Raw genomic sequence first — 16,411 nt, 5'->3', positions numbered from 1 at the left:
ATCTATGGGACGACTAAAACAGTGGCGTAAGGAAAATAAAGTCTGGAAAGCTTTAAACTCTAACTATATTGAATTAAAAAGAAAAATACGTATTTCAAAGCTACCTTCGTCACAATATCAGCATTATCAAGTTATGTGCCAAAACTACCGTAGTGCGCAATTTTCTTCAGTCATTGAAGGCGTTCCTCATTTTATCGAACGCCCTATAAATAAGTATCTACATAAAAGCTGGAGCGGAAAACAAAAACTATCAACCGCCAGCTACACGCTCAATTTAATTGAAAGTACATTCAAGCCCGAAGCTATTGAAGCTATGTTTTCTGCTAAGCGAGAAGGGCTTCTCGTGGCAAACATTGAATTAAAATCAGGAGAGCTTGCTCAATTAACATTGATTTACTCTCAATACCCTCGAGAAGGCGACCTCACTTTACACTTGAGAAATGAGACCGGTGACGATATTTATTTAATGAGTTTTTCCTTCGGCCCAGAAGGACAATTGTACGTGTGCTCTTTGCAAGGCCCTTCCACTGAACAAAGTGTCGATCAAGTTAGGTTGATAACTAAGCAAATGCACGGTATGAGGCCCAAAAATTTATTAATGTCAGCGGTTTATGCAGTAGCAGCCTTCTTTGATGTAAAATCAATATTAGGAATTTCAAACCAGTGTCATATTAAGAGCCAGCATTTGAAATCAAGCTATGATACGTTTTGGCAAGAATGCGGTGCCACGAAAACACCTGATGGTTGGTTCCAATTACCTATTCAAGAACCTGTACGAGATATAGAGTCAGTGAAAAGCCAGCGTCGTGCTGAATTTCGCCGCCGAGAAGCGCTACGCGATTCCATGACCCAAGGTATTATTGCTTCGCTAACTAAAAATTCAATTAGATTAGAACATTGATTTAAATAAATTAAAGTACCTTTAATTTTTTTAAATCACCCCGCTACAATAGGTATTAACTAAAAAAGCCAGTCAACCGAAGCTGACTGGCTCATACTTTAAAATTTACGCATCCTGCAAATGACTTCCCGTCATTCAACATCCTGTTGATTAAAACAAATTTATAGATTTATCACCTAATCGCGTTCCATCGCCTTGTTTTAAAAAATTTTTACACCTCACATGAAGGTATAAAAAGCTAAACGAGTTTACCCTGTCCAGTGCGATAAGAATGCATTAAATCTATTAATGAAACAACCTAGCAAAATAAACAATAACACGGTAAAAATACGCAAAAAGTACAAACCAGATAGTAACGCCATGAAATTAAAAGTTAAATAATTATCATTACAATATAAAGAACATTTTTTAAGAAATTACTTAGCTTAATTGTAGGCATTTACTTACACAAACCCGCTTAAAAACACTTACCCCTGAGGCTCAACAACAACCACTAGCTCATCGAGAAAACTTGTTAAATTCGAAGAAAGTACACGCCTTTCCTGACTACCAAATTTTTCTAATATAATTTCCCCCGTGAGATTACACATTGATATCATTTCAATCTCTGATTCCAACGTTGCAATGAATAGCGTGGGTGATAGTTTTAAACGCTTTTGAGTCACTAAATGACCAATTAAATTTTCTTGCAAACGGATGAAATCATCTTCATTCCACACCTGTACTAAACTCAACGTAATATCACGAAATGTGGCTTTCATATCGCCAGCAAGCTGTGCAGTATAAAAAGCATGGATATCACCTTGTAAATTAATCTCCAATGCTGTCGCAACTTTATCTAAGCTCGCATCCTTTATTGGAAATGGTTGAGGTTCCCAGTAAACCCAGTTTTCACCTGTGCGGACAATACATGGCGATGGAATACCATATAAGTCTGTTGAGGCGGGAGGTAACCCCGTTTGTTGGTGCCATTGTGAAATATATTTCTGAGTAAAATTATGTAGTGCGGCAGAATGTGAAGTATTCATAATTATGTGTTTTTTGTCGTCAATTTAAAGAGAAAGGCGTCAATGTTGTCGATAAATGGTATTATGACAGAAGTTCACAGACGAAGAAAATATCCCAATTTTACCTATTAGCCTCATTTTCAGTTTATGAAGTATAAGGACCTATATGTCACACTACCAGAATAATCCCGCACTTAATAATTTAACTCTTGGAAAGAAAACGGATTATCATGATCAGTATGATGCCACATTATTACAAGCTGTCCCTCGTAGCTTAAATCGTGACCCTTTAGCCATTCACGCTAAAGCACTTCCATTTCACGGTGCTGACATTTGGACAATGTATGAGCTTTCATGGCTAAATCAGCGCGGTGTTCCCCAAGTAGCAATCGGCTCGATTAGTGTTGATGCAAATAGCGAAAACTTAATTGAATCTAAGAGCTTTAAGCTTTACCTAAATAGTTTTAACCAAACACGTTTTGAAACTTGGGAAAATGTGCGAAGCGCTTTGCAAAATGATTTAAGCCGCTGTGCTAATGGCCAAGTAAGCGTTACACTTCATAAATTAGAGCACTTTGCTCATCAACCTATCCAGCCATTACTTGGCGAATGTATTGATGAACAAGAGATTGATATTGATAATTATGAGTTTAATCGAGATTATTTGGCGAATAGCACCCAACAACAAGTTGTTGACGAAACGTTAGTGAGCCATTTATTAAAATCAAACTGTTTAATTACCAACCAACCTGACTGGGGCTCTGTGCAGATCCACTATTGTGGACCCAAAATTGATCGTGAAGCCTTATTACGCTACTTGGTCTCATTTCGCCATCATAATGAGTTTCACGAACAATGCGTTGAACGCATTTTCACTGATATTATGCAATTGTGTAAACCTGAAAAATTAAGTGTTTATGCACGCTATACTCGCCGTGGAGGGCTTGATATAAACCCATGGCGTAGTAATGAAGAATTTACGCCAGAACTAGGTCGTTTATCACGACAATAAGTATATATAGTTGAAAAGTAAGTGTAATTAATACATTTGCAGTACAATTCACATATCAAGAACCCATGGGGTAAAGGAGTACTACTTGATTACTCATATCAGTCCATTAGGATCTATGGATCTACTCTCTCAACTTGAAGTTGATATGCTAAAACGCACGGCCAGTAGCGATTTGTACCAATTATTTCGAAATTGTTCTTTAGCCGTTTTGCATTCAGGCAGCTTAACTGATAGCAGTAAAGAGCTATTAGAAAAAAGTAAAGATTTTGATATCAATGTATTACGCCGTGAGCGTGGCGTTAAGCTTGAACTTATCGACCCACCAGAAAAAGCTTTTGTTGATGGTAAAATTATTCGCACCTTACAAGCAAACCTATTTGCCGTATTGCGTGACATTCTATTCGTCCATGCGCAAATTACCCATGCCAAAGAACAATTTAATTTAGACCTCGAAAATGGCACACATATTACCAATATGATTTTCTCTATCTTGCGTAATGCCCGTGCCCTGCATATCGATGAAGACCCGAGTATGATTGTTTGCTGGGGCGGCCACTCAATTAATGAAATTGAGTACCAATATGGCCGTAAGGTAGGTAATGAGCTTGGGTTGCGTGAGCTAAATATCTGTACAGGCTGTGGCCCGGGTGCCATGGAAGCACCGATGAAAGGTGCAGCAGTTGGCCATGCACAACAACAATACAAAAATAGCCGTTTTATCGGCTTAACTGAGCCTTCAATTATCGCCGCTGAGCCACCAAACCCATTAGTGAACGAACTCATCATTATGCCTGATATCGAAAAACGTTTAGAGGCATTCGTTCGATTAGGTCATGGGATTATTATTTTCCCAGGAGGTGTCGGTACCGCCGAAGAGTTACTGTATTTATTGGGTATTTTAATGGACCCAGCCAACAGTGAACAAGTTCTACCACTGATTTTAACGGGCCCAAAAGAAAGTGCGGAATACTTTGAAGTATTAGACGACTTTATTCGACACACTTTAGGTGATGAAGCCAGTAAGCATTACCAAATTATTATTGATGATGCTCAAGAAGTCGCTCGTGTAATGAAACGCAGCATGCCACAAGTTAAAGAAAATCGCCGTAGCACAGGTGATGCCTATAGCTTCAACTGGTCAATTAAAATTGCTCACGATTTACAACATCCATTCGAACCAACGCATGAAAATATGGCATCACTGAACCTCCACCCAGGGCAAGCACCTGAGAAACTGGCTTCAGATTTACGCCGCGCTTTCTCCGGTATTGTGGCTGGTAACGTGAAGGAATTTGGTATGAAAGCCATCGAAAAACATGGGCCATTCAAAATTCACGGCGATAGTGAGCTAATGAAGCGTATGGATGTGTTATTACAAGGCTTCGTTGAGCAACATCGTATGAAATTACCGGGTGGTACGGCATACGAACCTTGCTATGAAATCGTGAAATAAGTAAATGTTGGCGTATTTATGATCCACTTATTAATTATTGATGCATTAAACTTAATACGCCGTATCCACGCGGTGCAAGGAAGCCCGTGTGGAGAAACTTGTTTATCTGCAATATCGCAGTTGATCGCCCATACTGATGCCACGCACATTGTTGCAGTGTTTGATGAAGAAGGACGTCACCAAAGCTGGCGCCATGAAAAACTCCCCGATTATAAAGCGGGGCGACAACCTATGCCTGAAGATCTGCATGCTGAACTCCCCACCCTAATAGCCTTATTTAAAGAAAAAGGGGTTCACTGCTGGCAGTCTGAAGGGGATGAAGCCGATGATTTAGCCGCTACCTTAGCAACACGCATTGCGGGATCGGGGCACACAGTTACCATCGTATCCACAGACAAAGGTTACTGCCAACTACTTTCCCCTAACTTAAGAATTCGCGATTATTTTCAAAAGCGCTGGCTAGATATCCCTTTTATCGAAAAGGAATTTGGCGTTTCTCCTAATCAACTTCCTGATTATTGGGGGCTTGCAGGGATCAGTAGTAGTAAAGTTCCCGGTGTTGCAGGGATTGGTCCTAAAAGTGCCACGACACTATTGCAACAATATCACTCTATTGAAAATATATTTGCCAATTTAGATAACCTTGAAGAGAAATGGCAGAAAAAGCTCATCAATCAGCAGGAAATTGCATTGATTTGCCGAGATATTGCGACTTTAAGAACCGATATCCCGATACGAGGGAATCTGAATCAGTTGCGTTATGCACCCAACTAATAGAAAACAGAAAAGCCACTTAATGATGAAGTGGCTTTTTTATTAACTGATTCTATAAATTAATAATACTCACGTGCCATTGGATTTGCCGACCATATCCTCATCACATGTACAGTTACTTCTTCGCGGTCATGATAAAGCTGTTTCGCTTGAATCAACACATTAACGCCTTGCTCTTTAAGCTGTGCTTTCATCTTTTCTAAGATATGTGAAACTTCTTCATAGCGCTTTTTCATCGGCAATTTTAAGTTAAAAATGGCCTCTCGGCACCAACCTTGAGCAAGCCAATCAGTCATTAGCGCAGCAACTTTAGCTGGTTTTTCAACCATATCGCAGACTAACCAAGTAATATTATGGGAAGTAGGCTTAAATTTAAAACCATCTTCACGGTGATGCTTAACTTGCCCTGTATCCATAAGGCTTTCCGCCATTGGACCGTTATCTACAGCATCCACCATCATACTGCGTTTCACTAATTGATAAGTCCATCCCCCTGGGCATGCTCCAAGATCGACAGCTTTCATCCCACTAGCTAGACGTTCTTCCCATTCTTCATAAGGAATGAAGACGTGGAAAGCTTCCTCAAGTTTTAAGGTTGAACGGCTCGGTGCATCTGATGGGAATTTTAACCTTGGGATCCCCATATAGAAATTTGAACTATTATTGGTATACGAATACCCGGTATAGCAGCAACCAGGGGCAATAAAGAACACATGAATAACGGGTCGCTTAAAGTTTTCGATTGGCAATAAGATTTTTTCTTTACGTAATGCATTACGTAAAGGTACCGTAAACTTGCGGCAAAACTTCAAGAGTTCTTTCGATTCATTGGTATCAGCAACTTCAACACGGAGATCTCCTGCCCGCACAACTTGCTGACTCAATGCATTTACAATCGGGGTAATACGGTCTTCAGGCGGTAAATCCTTAAGTAAATCCCCTATTACAATCATTTGACGAGCAAAAATTAATTCTCGAAAAGGCAACGTTCGTGCGAGTTTGTCCGCATCTTCTGCTTGGTAGCACTCAAAAATAACATAACCACTGTTTTCTTTTACGCGGGCAAAACCATAAATTTCTTTTTGCCCTGCTTTATCTGTAATTTCTGCTGCACATTCTTTTTCAAAGCCTGGACGGCAATATAGTGCAATTTTATTACTCATTGCGTGACGCCGATTTCCTTAGACGCATAGCGCCAATAACCACTAACAGCCAACCAATTAGGAAACATACACCACCTATTGGCGTAAAATAAGAGAAGTATTTTACCTGCAATAGTGCCATACAATAAAGGCTACCGCTAAAAAGAAGTATCCCAACAGAGAAAAACACACCTGACCAATAGAACCACAGAATTATTTTACGTAATAAAATTGCCCCTAGCACCATTAGTGCAACAGTATGCAACATTTGATAACGTAGCCCTATTTCAATCCAGTCCATTTGATGGACACTCATAATTGACGATAACGCATGTGAACCAATAGCTCCAAAAGCAACAGTAAAGAAGCCACTAATTCCTGCAAAAATTAACATCAAACGACTATTCACAGTAACACCTTTTATTTAAATACTTGATTACTGAATAAGCGCCACATCTTGGTCACCCGTAATAAAACCTAATTTCTCTTGTTCACTTGCCGCCTGCCCAAGAATCCATTGGCGAAATGCAGCTATTTTGCCTAAATCTGCCTGATTTTCTTGGCAAACTAAGTAGAATGCATTTTTACTAACTAACACCTCACTAAAGGGACAAACTAAGCGCCCTGCGTCAATTTCATTTTTAGCCATAACATTATTCGTCAGTGCAACTCCCTGACCATGAACAGCAGCTTGAATAACCATCGCACTATGACTAAAAATGGGACCTTGCTGTACATTAACGACATTTTGTAACTCTAGTTGCTTAACATATGCTTGCCAGTCTCTTCGTGAAGAATCGTGAAGTAACGTATGTTTTGCTAAATCTTCAGGAATTTTTAGTTGGCTATCTCCAGTTAATAAAGATGGTGAACATACCGGCATTAAATATTCAGCATAAAGCCTATCTGTTCTTAGCCCTGGCCAATTACCTTTACCGTAGAAAATAGCGACATCAACGTCATCTGCCAATTTATCTTCTTCTCTATCTACAGCTTGGATCCGCACATCAATTCCTGGATAGGCCTGGTTAAAGCCTGAAAGCCTTGGCACCAGCCACTGAATCGCAAAACTTGGGGATAAACTAACCGTTAATGCTCCTTTTGCACTTCTGGCTTGTAACTTACGCGTTGCCTCGTTTAAAGAAGAGAAAATCTCTTTAATATCAAGGTAATAACTTTGACCTTCTTCTGTCAATAACAATGATCGGTTGCGCCGACGGAATAATTTCAGCCCAAGGAAATCTTCCAAACTTTTCATTTGGTGGCTAACGGCCGCTTGAGTTACAAATAATTCTTCTGCTGCCTTAGTAAAACTTAAATGACGAGCAGCAGCATCAAAGACTCTCAGTGCATTTAGGGGCGGTAATCTTTTAGACATAATCACTTCTACTTGGCATCTTGTTATGCATTAGTTTTTTTCATCCGAAGCATTATAATTTGTCCCTTGAGGATACGCTAGTAAATACCTATAGTATGCACACTTCCTAAGCCGGAACGAAAAGTTACAGAGTTTAGTTACTTTGAAACTTTTGGCTTTGTGGTTGTGATGTTGTGTTTGCAAGTTGTCTGGTTGAACCAGACCTTTGTAGCTTTAGCTACTGTTTTTTCACTTCCTGTACATTTACCCTGTCTGTCCATAGTGATTTTATATAGTGCACCGCCAACGCGCGGTGCTTTTTTTACTCTTTTTTTAATGCTATTTCGGTATTTACTTAAGCAATTTAACTTAATAAATACAAATAACTATAGATAATTGTAAGTGTACCGAAAAAACTTTCAGTAAGATATTTAAGATAAATCTTGAAAATTAGTTACTAAGTACTTAAAAAAATAAATTTATAAACAAAAGGCATTGCATTGCAACGCAAAACACTGAATCATCTTGAAACCACATCTAGAAGAATTGCTAACAATTAATACCAAACGTAACAAAATATTTCAATGGTTAGATTAAAAAATGATAAGTTTAAATTAATCAGAAAATAACTATAAATGTACTAATAAATGTACAATCAACTAACACTGCACTCAGTAAAATCAAATACATTGAAATTTTGACTAAAAAGAAAATACTCATGGATCATTTTAGCGCCACCACATTTCGCCTCGCCTTCCCAGCGATAGACTCATCAACACTATTTTTTGATAGTGCGGCAACAGCATTAAAGCCTATCGCCATGATCAATGCATCTAATGACTATTATCGCTTGTCTGGCAGTTCGGTATATCGAGGGCAGTCATCTGAATCATTGAAATTAACACGTGATTATGAGCAGGGGCGAATCCGTGCTGCAAAATATATTCATGCTTCCAGTGAAAAAAATATTATTTGGACACGCGGAACAACTGAGTCAATTAATTTAATTACACAAGGTTATTTTCGCTCAACATTAAAACCTGACGATGAAATTATTGTCAGTGAAATAGAACATCATTCAAATTTATTACCTTGGATTATGCTTTCACAGCAAACTGGCGCAAAAATTATAAAATGGCCGGTTGAAAAGAACCTGACATTGAGTCTTGATGTACTCCAATCTAAATTATCTGAAAAAACGAAAGTCATCGCTATCACTCAAATGTCCAATGTAACTGGCTATCAACCCGATATACAAACGGTGACTCAGCTCGCTCACCAAGTAGGAGCTTTAGTCGTTGTTGATGGCGCACAAGGTGTCGTTCATAGCCCGATTAATGTCAGTGAGCTGAATATTGATTTCTATGCATTTTCAGCACATAAGTTATATGGGCCAACTGGGCTTGGAGTTTGCTACGCCAAAACAGAACTTTTAGAGCAAATGACCCCTTGGCATGGTGGAGGGAAAATGTTGACCCACGTCACATTTGACGATTTCACTCTTGCACCTATTCCACAACGATTCGAAGCCGGAACACCGAATATTGCAGGGGTAATTGCCTTTTCTGCTACCCTAGAGTGGCTGGAAGGAATAAATTTAACACTAGCAGAAACATATACTTGCTCACTAATCGAATATGCCACTAAAAAACTATCGGCACTTCCCGGCTTTATTCGCTATAGTGTGCCTGATTCTCCTTTGCTATCATTTAACTTCAAAGATATTCACCATAGTGATCTAGGTGCCCTCTTGACCGAACAAAATATTGCATTACGCTATGGTCAACATTGCACCCAACCATTAATGGATGCATTAAATATCAGTGGCTGCTTGCGTATCTCAATGATGCCGTACAACAACCGGGAAGACGTCGATAAATTTATCGATGCAGTCACCGTTTCACTTTCTATACTCAATGAATAAATCAATAAAGGAAGCCTAATGACTTCGACTAACCATGAACTTGCTCCGCACCCATTCGGTACAGAGATTAAAATTCAAGAAATAGTTGAACAGTTTTCCACACATAAAGCATGGGAAGATAAATACCGTTTATTAATTCAATTTGCGAGAAAATTGCCGGCGCTGTCTGATGATGAAAAGCTGCAAACTCAAGAGGTTAAAGGCTGTGAAAACCGAGTTTGGATTGGAGCACTTCTCAATGATGATGAAACATTTCATTTTTATGGGGATAGTGAAGGCCGAGTGGTGAAAGGGTTATTTACCATTTTGTTAGCGGCAATAGAGCAAAAAACAGCGAAAGAAATCATGGAAATTGATTTTAATAGCTTATTAGCTCAAACCGGCTTACCTAGCCAGCTCAGCGAATCCCGCCAAAATGGTATTCAATCACTCATTACGGCAATTCAAAATATTGCCAATGAAATGACACCTGCGTAATTCATTGAATGAGGCTATCTATCGCAATAGCCTCATTCACTTTACTGCTGTTCCATTTCCCGTTGTGATTTTGCTATCATCTTTTTAAGTGCATGTGAGACAGCAATAAACCCAAAACTGGCTGTAACCATAGTCACCGCACCAAAGCCTGAAGCGCAGTCCATACGCTTAGAGCCATCCGCAGTGCTTTTTGCCGCACACACAGTGCCATCACTTTGCGGATAAACAAGCTGTTCAGTAGAAAAAACACAGTCAATCCCGAGCTTTCCTTTGCCATTTTTAACAACGTTAAAATCGGATTTTAAGCGTTCGCGCAACTTAGCGGCTAAAGGGTCTTGAACCGTTTTAGCTAGGTCTGTCACTTGAATCTGTGTTGGGTCGATTTGTCCACCAGCCCCACCTGTGGTGATAATGGGTATTTTAAAGCGTCTACAATACGCTAACAACGCTGCTTTAGGCCTTACACTATCAATGGCATCAATGACATAATCAAACCCCGTGCTAAGGTAGTGAGCGACATTATCAACAGTAATAAAATCATCAATAACATCCACTACACATTCGGGGTTAATTTCTAAAATACGATTTTTCATCACATCAACTTTTGGTTGCCCAACTGTCGACTTGATGGCATGTAATTGGCGATTGGTATTAGTCACACAAATATCATCCATATCAATTAATGTGATATGCCCAATACCTGAACGAGCAAGCGCCTCCGCGGCCCACACGCCTACCCCACCAACGCCAATGACACAAATGTGGGAACGTGCAAAAAGATGAAGAGCATGTTGCCCATATAAACGCCCGATCCCAGCAAAACGCTGCATCCAAGCATCAGAAAGCTTAGCTTGCATAATAACGAACAACCTCAGTTAAAACTGTAACTACATTGAACCAAATAGCGGCTGGCTTTTTTTCAGCACCCAAACTCGCCCGTAATGGTTATAAAAACCGGCCATTTTTCCGGCTTCATGGCCTATACCGTGGTAAATATCAAAATGATGCCCTTTAATCGCACCACCAACATCCAAGGCTATCATCATACGCATTTCGTACTGACCCGTAAATTTCCCATTATTATCTAACACAGGGATCTCCGCGAGTAAGGCTGTTCCCGGTGGAATGAGGGTTTTATCTGATGCAACAGATGCTTTAGCAATTAAAGGAACCGCACTTGCGCCTCTAACGGGGACAAATGATTGCGGTTTAAAAAATACAAATGACGGATTTTCTTCTAATAGCAGGCGAACTTCTTGCTCGCTATGCTGATTCGTCCAATCATGGATAGCTTGTAATGACATTTGGCTCAAAGGAACTTCACCGCGGTCTACCAGCACTTTTCCGATACTTTTATAGGCGTGACCATTTTTACCTGCATAACCAAAGAAATTCAGTGGACTGCCATCCCCAAAATCAACATAACCACTTCCCTGAACTTCCATCATAAAATTTTCAACCGGCGAATTACTATAAGCTAAAATTAAATGATCACTCAGGGCACCATTATAAATTGCCGCTCGGCTAGGTAAGCGTGTTTTTCCTTTTGGCGGCATACCGTACAACGGATAACGAAATTCACCTTGAGCCATACGGCGCGCCTCGATCACAGGTGTGTAATACCCTGTAAATTGTACGTTTCCATAATTATCAGCGCCTTCCATTTGGAAAGCGGTTAAATTGAAATTTGCCAATTGAGCCGGGTTCCCCCCCGCCATCAACCAGTTTTCTATAGCATGATAGGTATCGTTGTTATTTTTAAACAATCGCGGTGATGCATTTTTAATTTCATTAACTTGTTGATTAAAATCTGGCGCATTTATTGGTCGCCCCTGTACATTCACTTGATTTACTTTCTGTAAATCTTGCACTAAGCGACCATCTTTATATTGTTGGCCTTTATCCGTTGGATGGGTTTGGCATCCAGCTAATAAGGAAAGAAATACGCTGGTTACTAACCATTTTTTTACTATTTGTTTATTGACGATTTTTGTTAGCCCTATATTCATGCTCTACCACCCAAATAAATCCAACAATCCAATATGAAGCGCACAATAGCAAACCCAATTAGGGAATGAAACGTGTAAATATATTTAGTTAGGTTATTTTCCTCTCTCTACTCACTAAAGAGCAAAAAACAGCCAGACAGAACAGATTTTGTTCTGTAAATGCTAAATTTTGAAAAAAAAACACGAAAAAACTTGCATCAGATCTCATCCCGAGTATAGTGCCCGCATCGGACGCGGGGTGGAGCAGCTTGGTAGCTCGTCGGGCTCATAACCCGAAGGTCGTTGGTTCAAATCCAGCCCCCGCAACCAATTACTGATTAAATCAGTAAAGTAACAAAAAATCTGCAGTATAAAGTCGTAAAAATTCAGTCGCGGGATGGAGCAGCTTGGTAGCTCGTCGGGCTCATAACCCGAAGGTCGTTGGTTCAAATCCAGCTCCCGCAACCAATTTTTTACCTCTTCAGTCGCGGGGTGGAGCAGCATGGTAGCTCGTCGGGCTCATAACCCGAAGGTCGTTGGTTCAAATCCAGCCCCCGCAACCAATTCTTTCAAATGCCCTTTCTAATTCAATTACCTTTTTAGTACCACTATAATAAATTCTATTTTTACCCATCGATAAAAACAAAAAAAGGCGACTCACACACGTTTATCACCTTTCTTTATTTTAATCTGATTTAAATTAATTAGTTGCGAATTGCTAATGCACCGCCATTACGGAAATAAGCTTTTACCCCTTCAAAAATGGATTCTGCCATTTGTTGTTGGAATTTAGCTGTTTTCAATTTCCGCTCTTCTTCTAAATTACTAATAAAAGCCGTTTCAACGAGAATTGATGGGATCTCTGGAGCCTTCAACACCGCGAACCCGGCTTGGTCAACTCTATTTTTATGCAACTTGTTAACTTTTCCCATCCGTTTTAGTACTTCATCACCAAATTTCAAACTGTCGTTAATCGTCGCTGTTTGCACGAGATCAAACATCGTATGGTCGAGATACACATCTCCACTTTTACTCACACCGCCCACTAAGTCCGCTTCGTTTTGTGTTTGTGCTAGGTAGCGAGCCGTATTACTGGTCGCACCTTTCGTTGATAGCGCAAAAACAGAAGAACCGCGGGCTGAACGGTTAGTAAATGCATCTGCATGAATTGAAACGAATAAATCAGCCTGCATTTTACGTGCTTTCGCCACTCGGACTTTTAACGGAATAAAGACATCTTCATTACGAGTCATATAGGAACGCATTTTAGGGTCTTTATCTATCAAAGCTTTTAAGCGCCGTGCGATCTGTAAAACCACATCTTTTTCACGTGTCTTATATTTGCCTATCGCACCAGGGTCTTCACCACCATGCCCTGGGTCGATCATAATAATAATGGGGCGATCCGTTCCTGCTTTTCCAGGCTTCTTCGCTTGAGCAGGCATGCTTTCCTCAAGATCACCTTTATTATAATCCTCAAGTAATGCCAATAGAGGATCATCATTGGTGTCAACACCTTTACCTGGATAAAAATCAAGAACTAAGCGGTGCTTAAATTCCGCAACAGGGGCCATCGAGAAGAATTGAGGACTAACTTTATTTTTAACTTCAAACACCAAGCGAACCGTTTTCGGATCAAATTGCCCAACTCTAACCAGTTTAAGGTAAGGATCACGTGTTTGAATTTGGGTTCCCATATCCTTTAATACATTATTTAACTGCACCCCTTCAAGATCGACCACAATACGCTCAGGGTTATTAAGCACAAACTGGCGGTACTTCAATGGAGTACTAGATTCCAATGTTACCCGGGTATAGCTGGATGCAGGCCAAATGCGCACAGCCACCACGCTGCTACTCGCAGAAAAACCGAATGGGCTAATGCTCAGTAACATAACTGCAGCTGCGCCCTGAATAAAACGACGCTTCGATGGGTTGTGATCTTGGTGACTCATCAATAATTCCGAACCTAGAACTGAAAAATAAAGTGATTTTAGGATAATTGCTAATAATTAGACTTGAAATACGCACTCTAACTAATCATTTGCACTCTGTCATTAAGAATATATCAAAGCATCTATAGAGTTACATTAATGAGTATAACCTAATCATACCGAGAGAAAATATTTGTGAGTGACTTTCTGTGTCAATTTTATGCAATTTAATTTTCGTAGAGTATATCTAGTTAAATTTAGAGATATGTAAACGATAAAAATAAAAATGTTACTTTTTTTATCCCATCTTTTACTTGATATTTCCCAACAAAAAGAATAAAAATACATTATTAACGAATAAAAATTCAATTAAGAGGGTTGTTATGAAAGAGCGCAGCACCGAGTTGGTTGATGAGTTTCGCCATTCGGTCCCTTATATAAACGCCCACCGCGGCAAAACATTCATTATTATGCTTGGTGGTGAAGCGATTGCGCATGAAAATTTTCCTAGTATTGTCAATGATATAGGATTATTGCATAGTTTAGGCATCCGAATTATTGTCGTTTATGGTGCTAGGCCTCAAATTGAGGATATCTTAGCTGAACACAAATATGATGCGGTTTATCATAAACATACTCGCGTAACAGATGCGAATACACTTGAATATGTAAAACAAGCTTCTGGAGCTTTACAATTAGATATCACGGCTCGGTTATCTATGAGCTTAGGTAATACCCCGCTTCAAGGCGCACATATTAATGTGGTTAGTGGTAATTTCGTTATTGCTCAACCTCTAGGGGTTGATGATGGCATTGATTATTGCCACAGCGGAAGAATCCGCCGTATTAATGAAGAAGCCATTAATAATCAGTTAGATAATGGTTCCATTGTGTTGATTGGGCCGGTTGCAGTCTCTGTCACAGGAGAAAGTTTTAATCTGACCTCTGAAGAAATTGCAACTCAATTAGCAGTAAAAATGAAAGCGGAAAAACTGATCGGTTTTTGCTCCTCACAAGGTGTAGTAGATAAAGAAGGCAATATTTTGTCTGAATTATTCCCAAATGAAGCAGAAAACCGTATTCAAGAGCTGGAATCTGAGGGCGATTACTACTCAGGAACCGTGCGTTTTCTACGTGGAGCCGCAAAAGCTTGTCGCCGGGGTGTCCGCCGTAGCCACCTATTGAGCTACCAAGAAAATGGTTCTTTAATTCAAGAATTATTCTCTCGCGATGGTATTGGTACCCAAATAGTCATGGAAAGCGCGGAACAAATCCGCCGTGCAAACATTAATGATATTGGTGGAATATTAGAACTTATTCGCCCATTAGAGCAGCAAGGGATTTTAGTTAGACGTTCACGTGAGCAATTAGAAATGGAAATTGATAAATTTACCATTATTGAACGTGATAACTTAGTCATCGCTTGTGCAGCGCTTTACCCTTACCCAGAAGAAAAATTAGGTGAAATGGCATGTGTCGCCGTTCATCCTGATTACCGTAGTTCATCTAGGGGAGAGGAGTTACTGCACCGTATTGCCGTACAAGCAAAACAATTTGGTTTAGACAAGCTATTTGTACTAACAACTCGTAGCATCCATTGGTTTCAAGAGCGTGGTTTTACCCCTGCGGAGATTGAGATGTTACCAATGAAAAAACAGGCTTTATACAACTACCAGCGACGCTCTAAAATATTGATTTTAGATTTAAAAAACCAAGCTGATAAGTAAATATTAGAGTATTCAAAATGATTACTATTTAGCCAATTACTTTAACCCCAAACTATACAAGGATGCATAGTTTGGGCTATGGCTTTAACACAAATGAATAGCCACTAAGCTATCTGAATAACCCTTGCTTTTTCACACAAAGGAATGGAGTCTAAATGCGGCTGTATTGCAGCTTTCATCTCAGCGAAAGAAGTACCATAAAAATAAAATGCCGTTTCTGTCGGGCCATCCCAGACCCCGTGAATACTCCCAATATCTTCCACTGCTTCATCTAGAGTATCGAATACTTCATTGATATCCCCATTTTCATAAACGTCATCAGCGAGCTCTGTCCCGTTGAAATAAATAGCCATGCCTTCATCTGAGCCAAAATCGATTCGAACATCTTCGCCATGAATGAATAAACGAGAGCCCTTTGGAGCTAACATTGAAGAAAAAAGTTGAATAATTAAACTGATATTTTCGTCACTAGCTTCTTCAAGTGCTATTTCTATATCGCATTCTTGCGCTTCGCCATTATCACTTAATAATGTTCCACCACCTGTAACATGGATATTTTTACCCATGCTTTTCATGACTTCATTAAATGCATCTTCTAAATCACCACGCCTAATCGGTTCAAGTCTTGCATTTAATGTTACTGTAATTGCCGTCATTGCTTGCTGGTTATCCATCTCATTACCTTTACTTTTGGGTTAAATATTCACGTAACTTA

At 39.7% G+C, this 16,411-nt stretch carries 15 protein-coding genes and 3 tRNA genes; 10 read left to right on the top strand and 8 right to left on the bottom strand.

What is annotated here, in order from left to right:
• Positions 1 to 4: 4 nt before the first annotated feature.
• Complete coding sequence (locus M1F25_RS05960; RefSeq protein WP_181489463.1) at positions 5 to 901, top strand: DUF535 family protein; 897 nt, start codon at positions 5 to 7, stop codon at positions 899 to 901.
• A 467-nt stretch (positions 902 to 1,368) separates the two neighbouring features.
• Here M1F25_RS05960 and syd read toward each other — a convergent pair whose 3' ends face one another.
• Positions 1,369 to 1,929, bottom strand: coding sequence for a SecY-interacting protein (gene syd, locus M1F25_RS05955; protein WP_110591284.1), 561 nt, complete (start codon positions 1,927 to 1,929; stop codon positions 1,369 to 1,371).
• A 145-nt stretch (positions 1,930 to 2,074) separates the two neighbouring features.
• On the opposite strand from syd, the gene queF reads away from it, so the two are divergent.
• The 3 genes from queF to xni all read left to right on the top strand — a co-directional run bounded on the left by queF (position 2,075) and on the right by xni (position 5,147).
• Entirely contained in the window at positions 2,075 to 2,920 is an 846-nt protein-coding gene (queF, locus tag M1F25_RS05950; RefSeq protein WP_094961131.1) for an NADPH-dependent 7-cyano-7-deazaguanine reductase QueF, read from the top strand.
• A gap of 85 nt (positions 2,921 to 3,005) precedes the next feature.
• Entirely contained in the window at positions 3,006 to 4,373 is a 1,368-nt protein-coding gene (gene ppnN / locus M1F25_RS05945; protein WP_036957994.1) for a nucleotide 5'-monophosphate nucleosidase PpnN, read from the top strand.
• An 18-nt stretch (positions 4,374 to 4,391) separates the two neighbouring features.
• Positions 4,392 to 5,147, top strand: coding sequence for a flap endonuclease Xni (gene xni, locus M1F25_RS05940; RefSeq protein WP_110591281.1), 756 nt, complete (start codon positions 4,392 to 4,394; stop codon positions 5,145 to 5,147).
• A 59-nt stretch (positions 5,148 to 5,206) separates the two neighbouring features.
• Here the strand turns inward: xni and rlmM are convergent, their stop codons facing one another.
• From rlmM to M1F25_RS05925, 3 genes are read right to left on the bottom strand one after another with little or no spacing between them, the layout of a single operon-like run.
• Entirely contained in the window at positions 5,207 to 6,310 is a 1,104-nt protein-coding gene (rlmM, locus tag M1F25_RS05935) for a 23S rRNA (cytidine(2498)-2'-O)-methyltransferase RlmM (protein WP_094961128.1), read from the bottom strand.
• The gene (locus M1F25_RS05930; RefSeq protein WP_004908716.1) at positions 6,303 to 6,698 is read right to left on the bottom strand and encodes a DUF423 domain-containing protein; all 396 of its coding nucleotides are present in this window, start codon (positions 6,696 to 6,698) and stop codon (positions 6,303 to 6,305) included. The genes rlmM and M1F25_RS05930 overlap by 8 nt, the downstream gene beginning before the upstream one ends.
• Before the next feature lie 27 nt (positions 6,699 to 6,725).
• Positions 6,726 to 7,667: a transcriptional regulator GcvA gene (locus M1F25_RS05925; protein ID WP_004257564.1), complete on the bottom strand. Its 942-nt coding sequence runs from the start codon at positions 7,665 to 7,667 to the stop codon at positions 6,726 to 6,728.
• A gap of 697 nt (positions 7,668 to 8,364) precedes the next feature.
• On the opposite strand from M1F25_RS05925, the gene csdA reads away from it, so the two are divergent.
• The gene (gene csdA, locus M1F25_RS05920; RefSeq protein WP_112307295.1) at positions 8,365 to 9,570 is read left to right on the top strand and encodes a cysteine desulfurase CsdA; all 1,206 of its coding nucleotides are present in this window, start codon (positions 8,365 to 8,367) and stop codon (positions 9,568 to 9,570) included.
• An 18-nt stretch (positions 9,571 to 9,588) separates the two neighbouring features.
• A complete protein-coding gene (gene csdE / locus M1F25_RS05915) occupies positions 9,589 to 10,047 on the top strand; it encodes a cysteine desulfurase sulfur acceptor subunit CsdE (protein WP_094961126.1) in 459 nt (152 codons plus the stop codon).
• 41 nt (positions 10,048 to 10,088) lie between these two features.
• Here the strand turns inward: csdE and tcdA are convergent, their stop codons facing one another.
• A complete protein-coding gene (tcdA, locus tag M1F25_RS05910) occupies positions 10,089 to 10,904 on the bottom strand; it encodes a tRNA cyclic N6-threonylcarbamoyladenosine(37) synthase TcdA (RefSeq protein WP_112307296.1) in 816 nt (271 codons plus the stop codon).
• Between the two features lie 30 nt (positions 10,905 to 10,934).
• Positions 10,935 to 12,056, bottom strand: coding sequence for a murein transglycosylase A (gene mltA, locus M1F25_RS05905; protein WP_181489461.1), 1,122 nt, complete (start codon positions 12,054 to 12,056; stop codon positions 10,935 to 10,937).
• A gap of 232 nt (positions 12,057 to 12,288) precedes the next feature.
• Between mltA and M1F25_RS05900 the strand changes: the two genes are divergently transcribed.
• The 3 genes from M1F25_RS05900 to M1F25_RS05890 all read left to right on the top strand — a co-directional run bounded on the left by M1F25_RS05900 (position 12,289) and on the right by M1F25_RS05890 (position 12,598).
• Positions 12,289 to 12,365, top strand: a tRNA-Met gene (locus tag M1F25_RS05900).
• Between the two features lie 61 nt (positions 12,366 to 12,426).
• A tRNA-Met gene (locus M1F25_RS05895) sits at positions 12,427 to 12,503 on the top strand.
• An 18-nt stretch (positions 12,504 to 12,521) separates the two neighbouring features.
• Positions 12,522 to 12,598 (top strand) — tRNA-Met (locus tag M1F25_RS05890).
• A gap of 141 nt (positions 12,599 to 12,739) precedes the next feature.
• Here M1F25_RS05890 and amiC read toward each other — a convergent pair.
• Positions 12,740 to 13,990, bottom strand: coding sequence for an N-acetylmuramoyl-L-alanine amidase AmiC (gene amiC / locus M1F25_RS05885; RefSeq protein WP_004257585.1), 1,251 nt, complete (start codon positions 13,988 to 13,990; stop codon positions 12,740 to 12,742).
• Between the two features lie 362 nt (positions 13,991 to 14,352).
• Here amiC and argA point away from each other — a divergent pair, with 362 nt between their 5' ends.
• Complete coding sequence (gene argA, locus M1F25_RS05880) at positions 14,353 to 15,696, top strand: amino-acid N-acetyltransferase (RefSeq protein WP_036957996.1); 1,344 nt, start codon at positions 14,353 to 14,355, stop codon at positions 15,694 to 15,696.
• A gap of 104 nt (positions 15,697 to 15,800) precedes the next feature.
• Here argA and M1F25_RS05875 read toward each other — a convergent pair whose 3' ends face one another.
• On the bottom strand, positions 15,801 to 16,370 hold the full coding sequence (locus M1F25_RS05875; RefSeq protein WP_094961122.1) for a hypothetical protein: 570 nt from the start codon (positions 16,368 to 16,370) through the stop codon (positions 15,801 to 15,803).
• Between the last annotated feature and the right edge of the window lie 41 nt (positions 16,371 to 16,411).

The organism is Providencia sp. PROV109, from assembly GCF_033681625.1.
Taxonomy (GTDB): Bacteria; Pseudomonadota; Gammaproteobacteria; order Enterobacterales; family Enterobacteriaceae; genus Providencia; species Providencia hangzhouensis.
The sequence above is the reverse complement of the archived record's forward strand: the minus strand, read 5'-3'. Positions and strand labels throughout refer to the sequence as shown.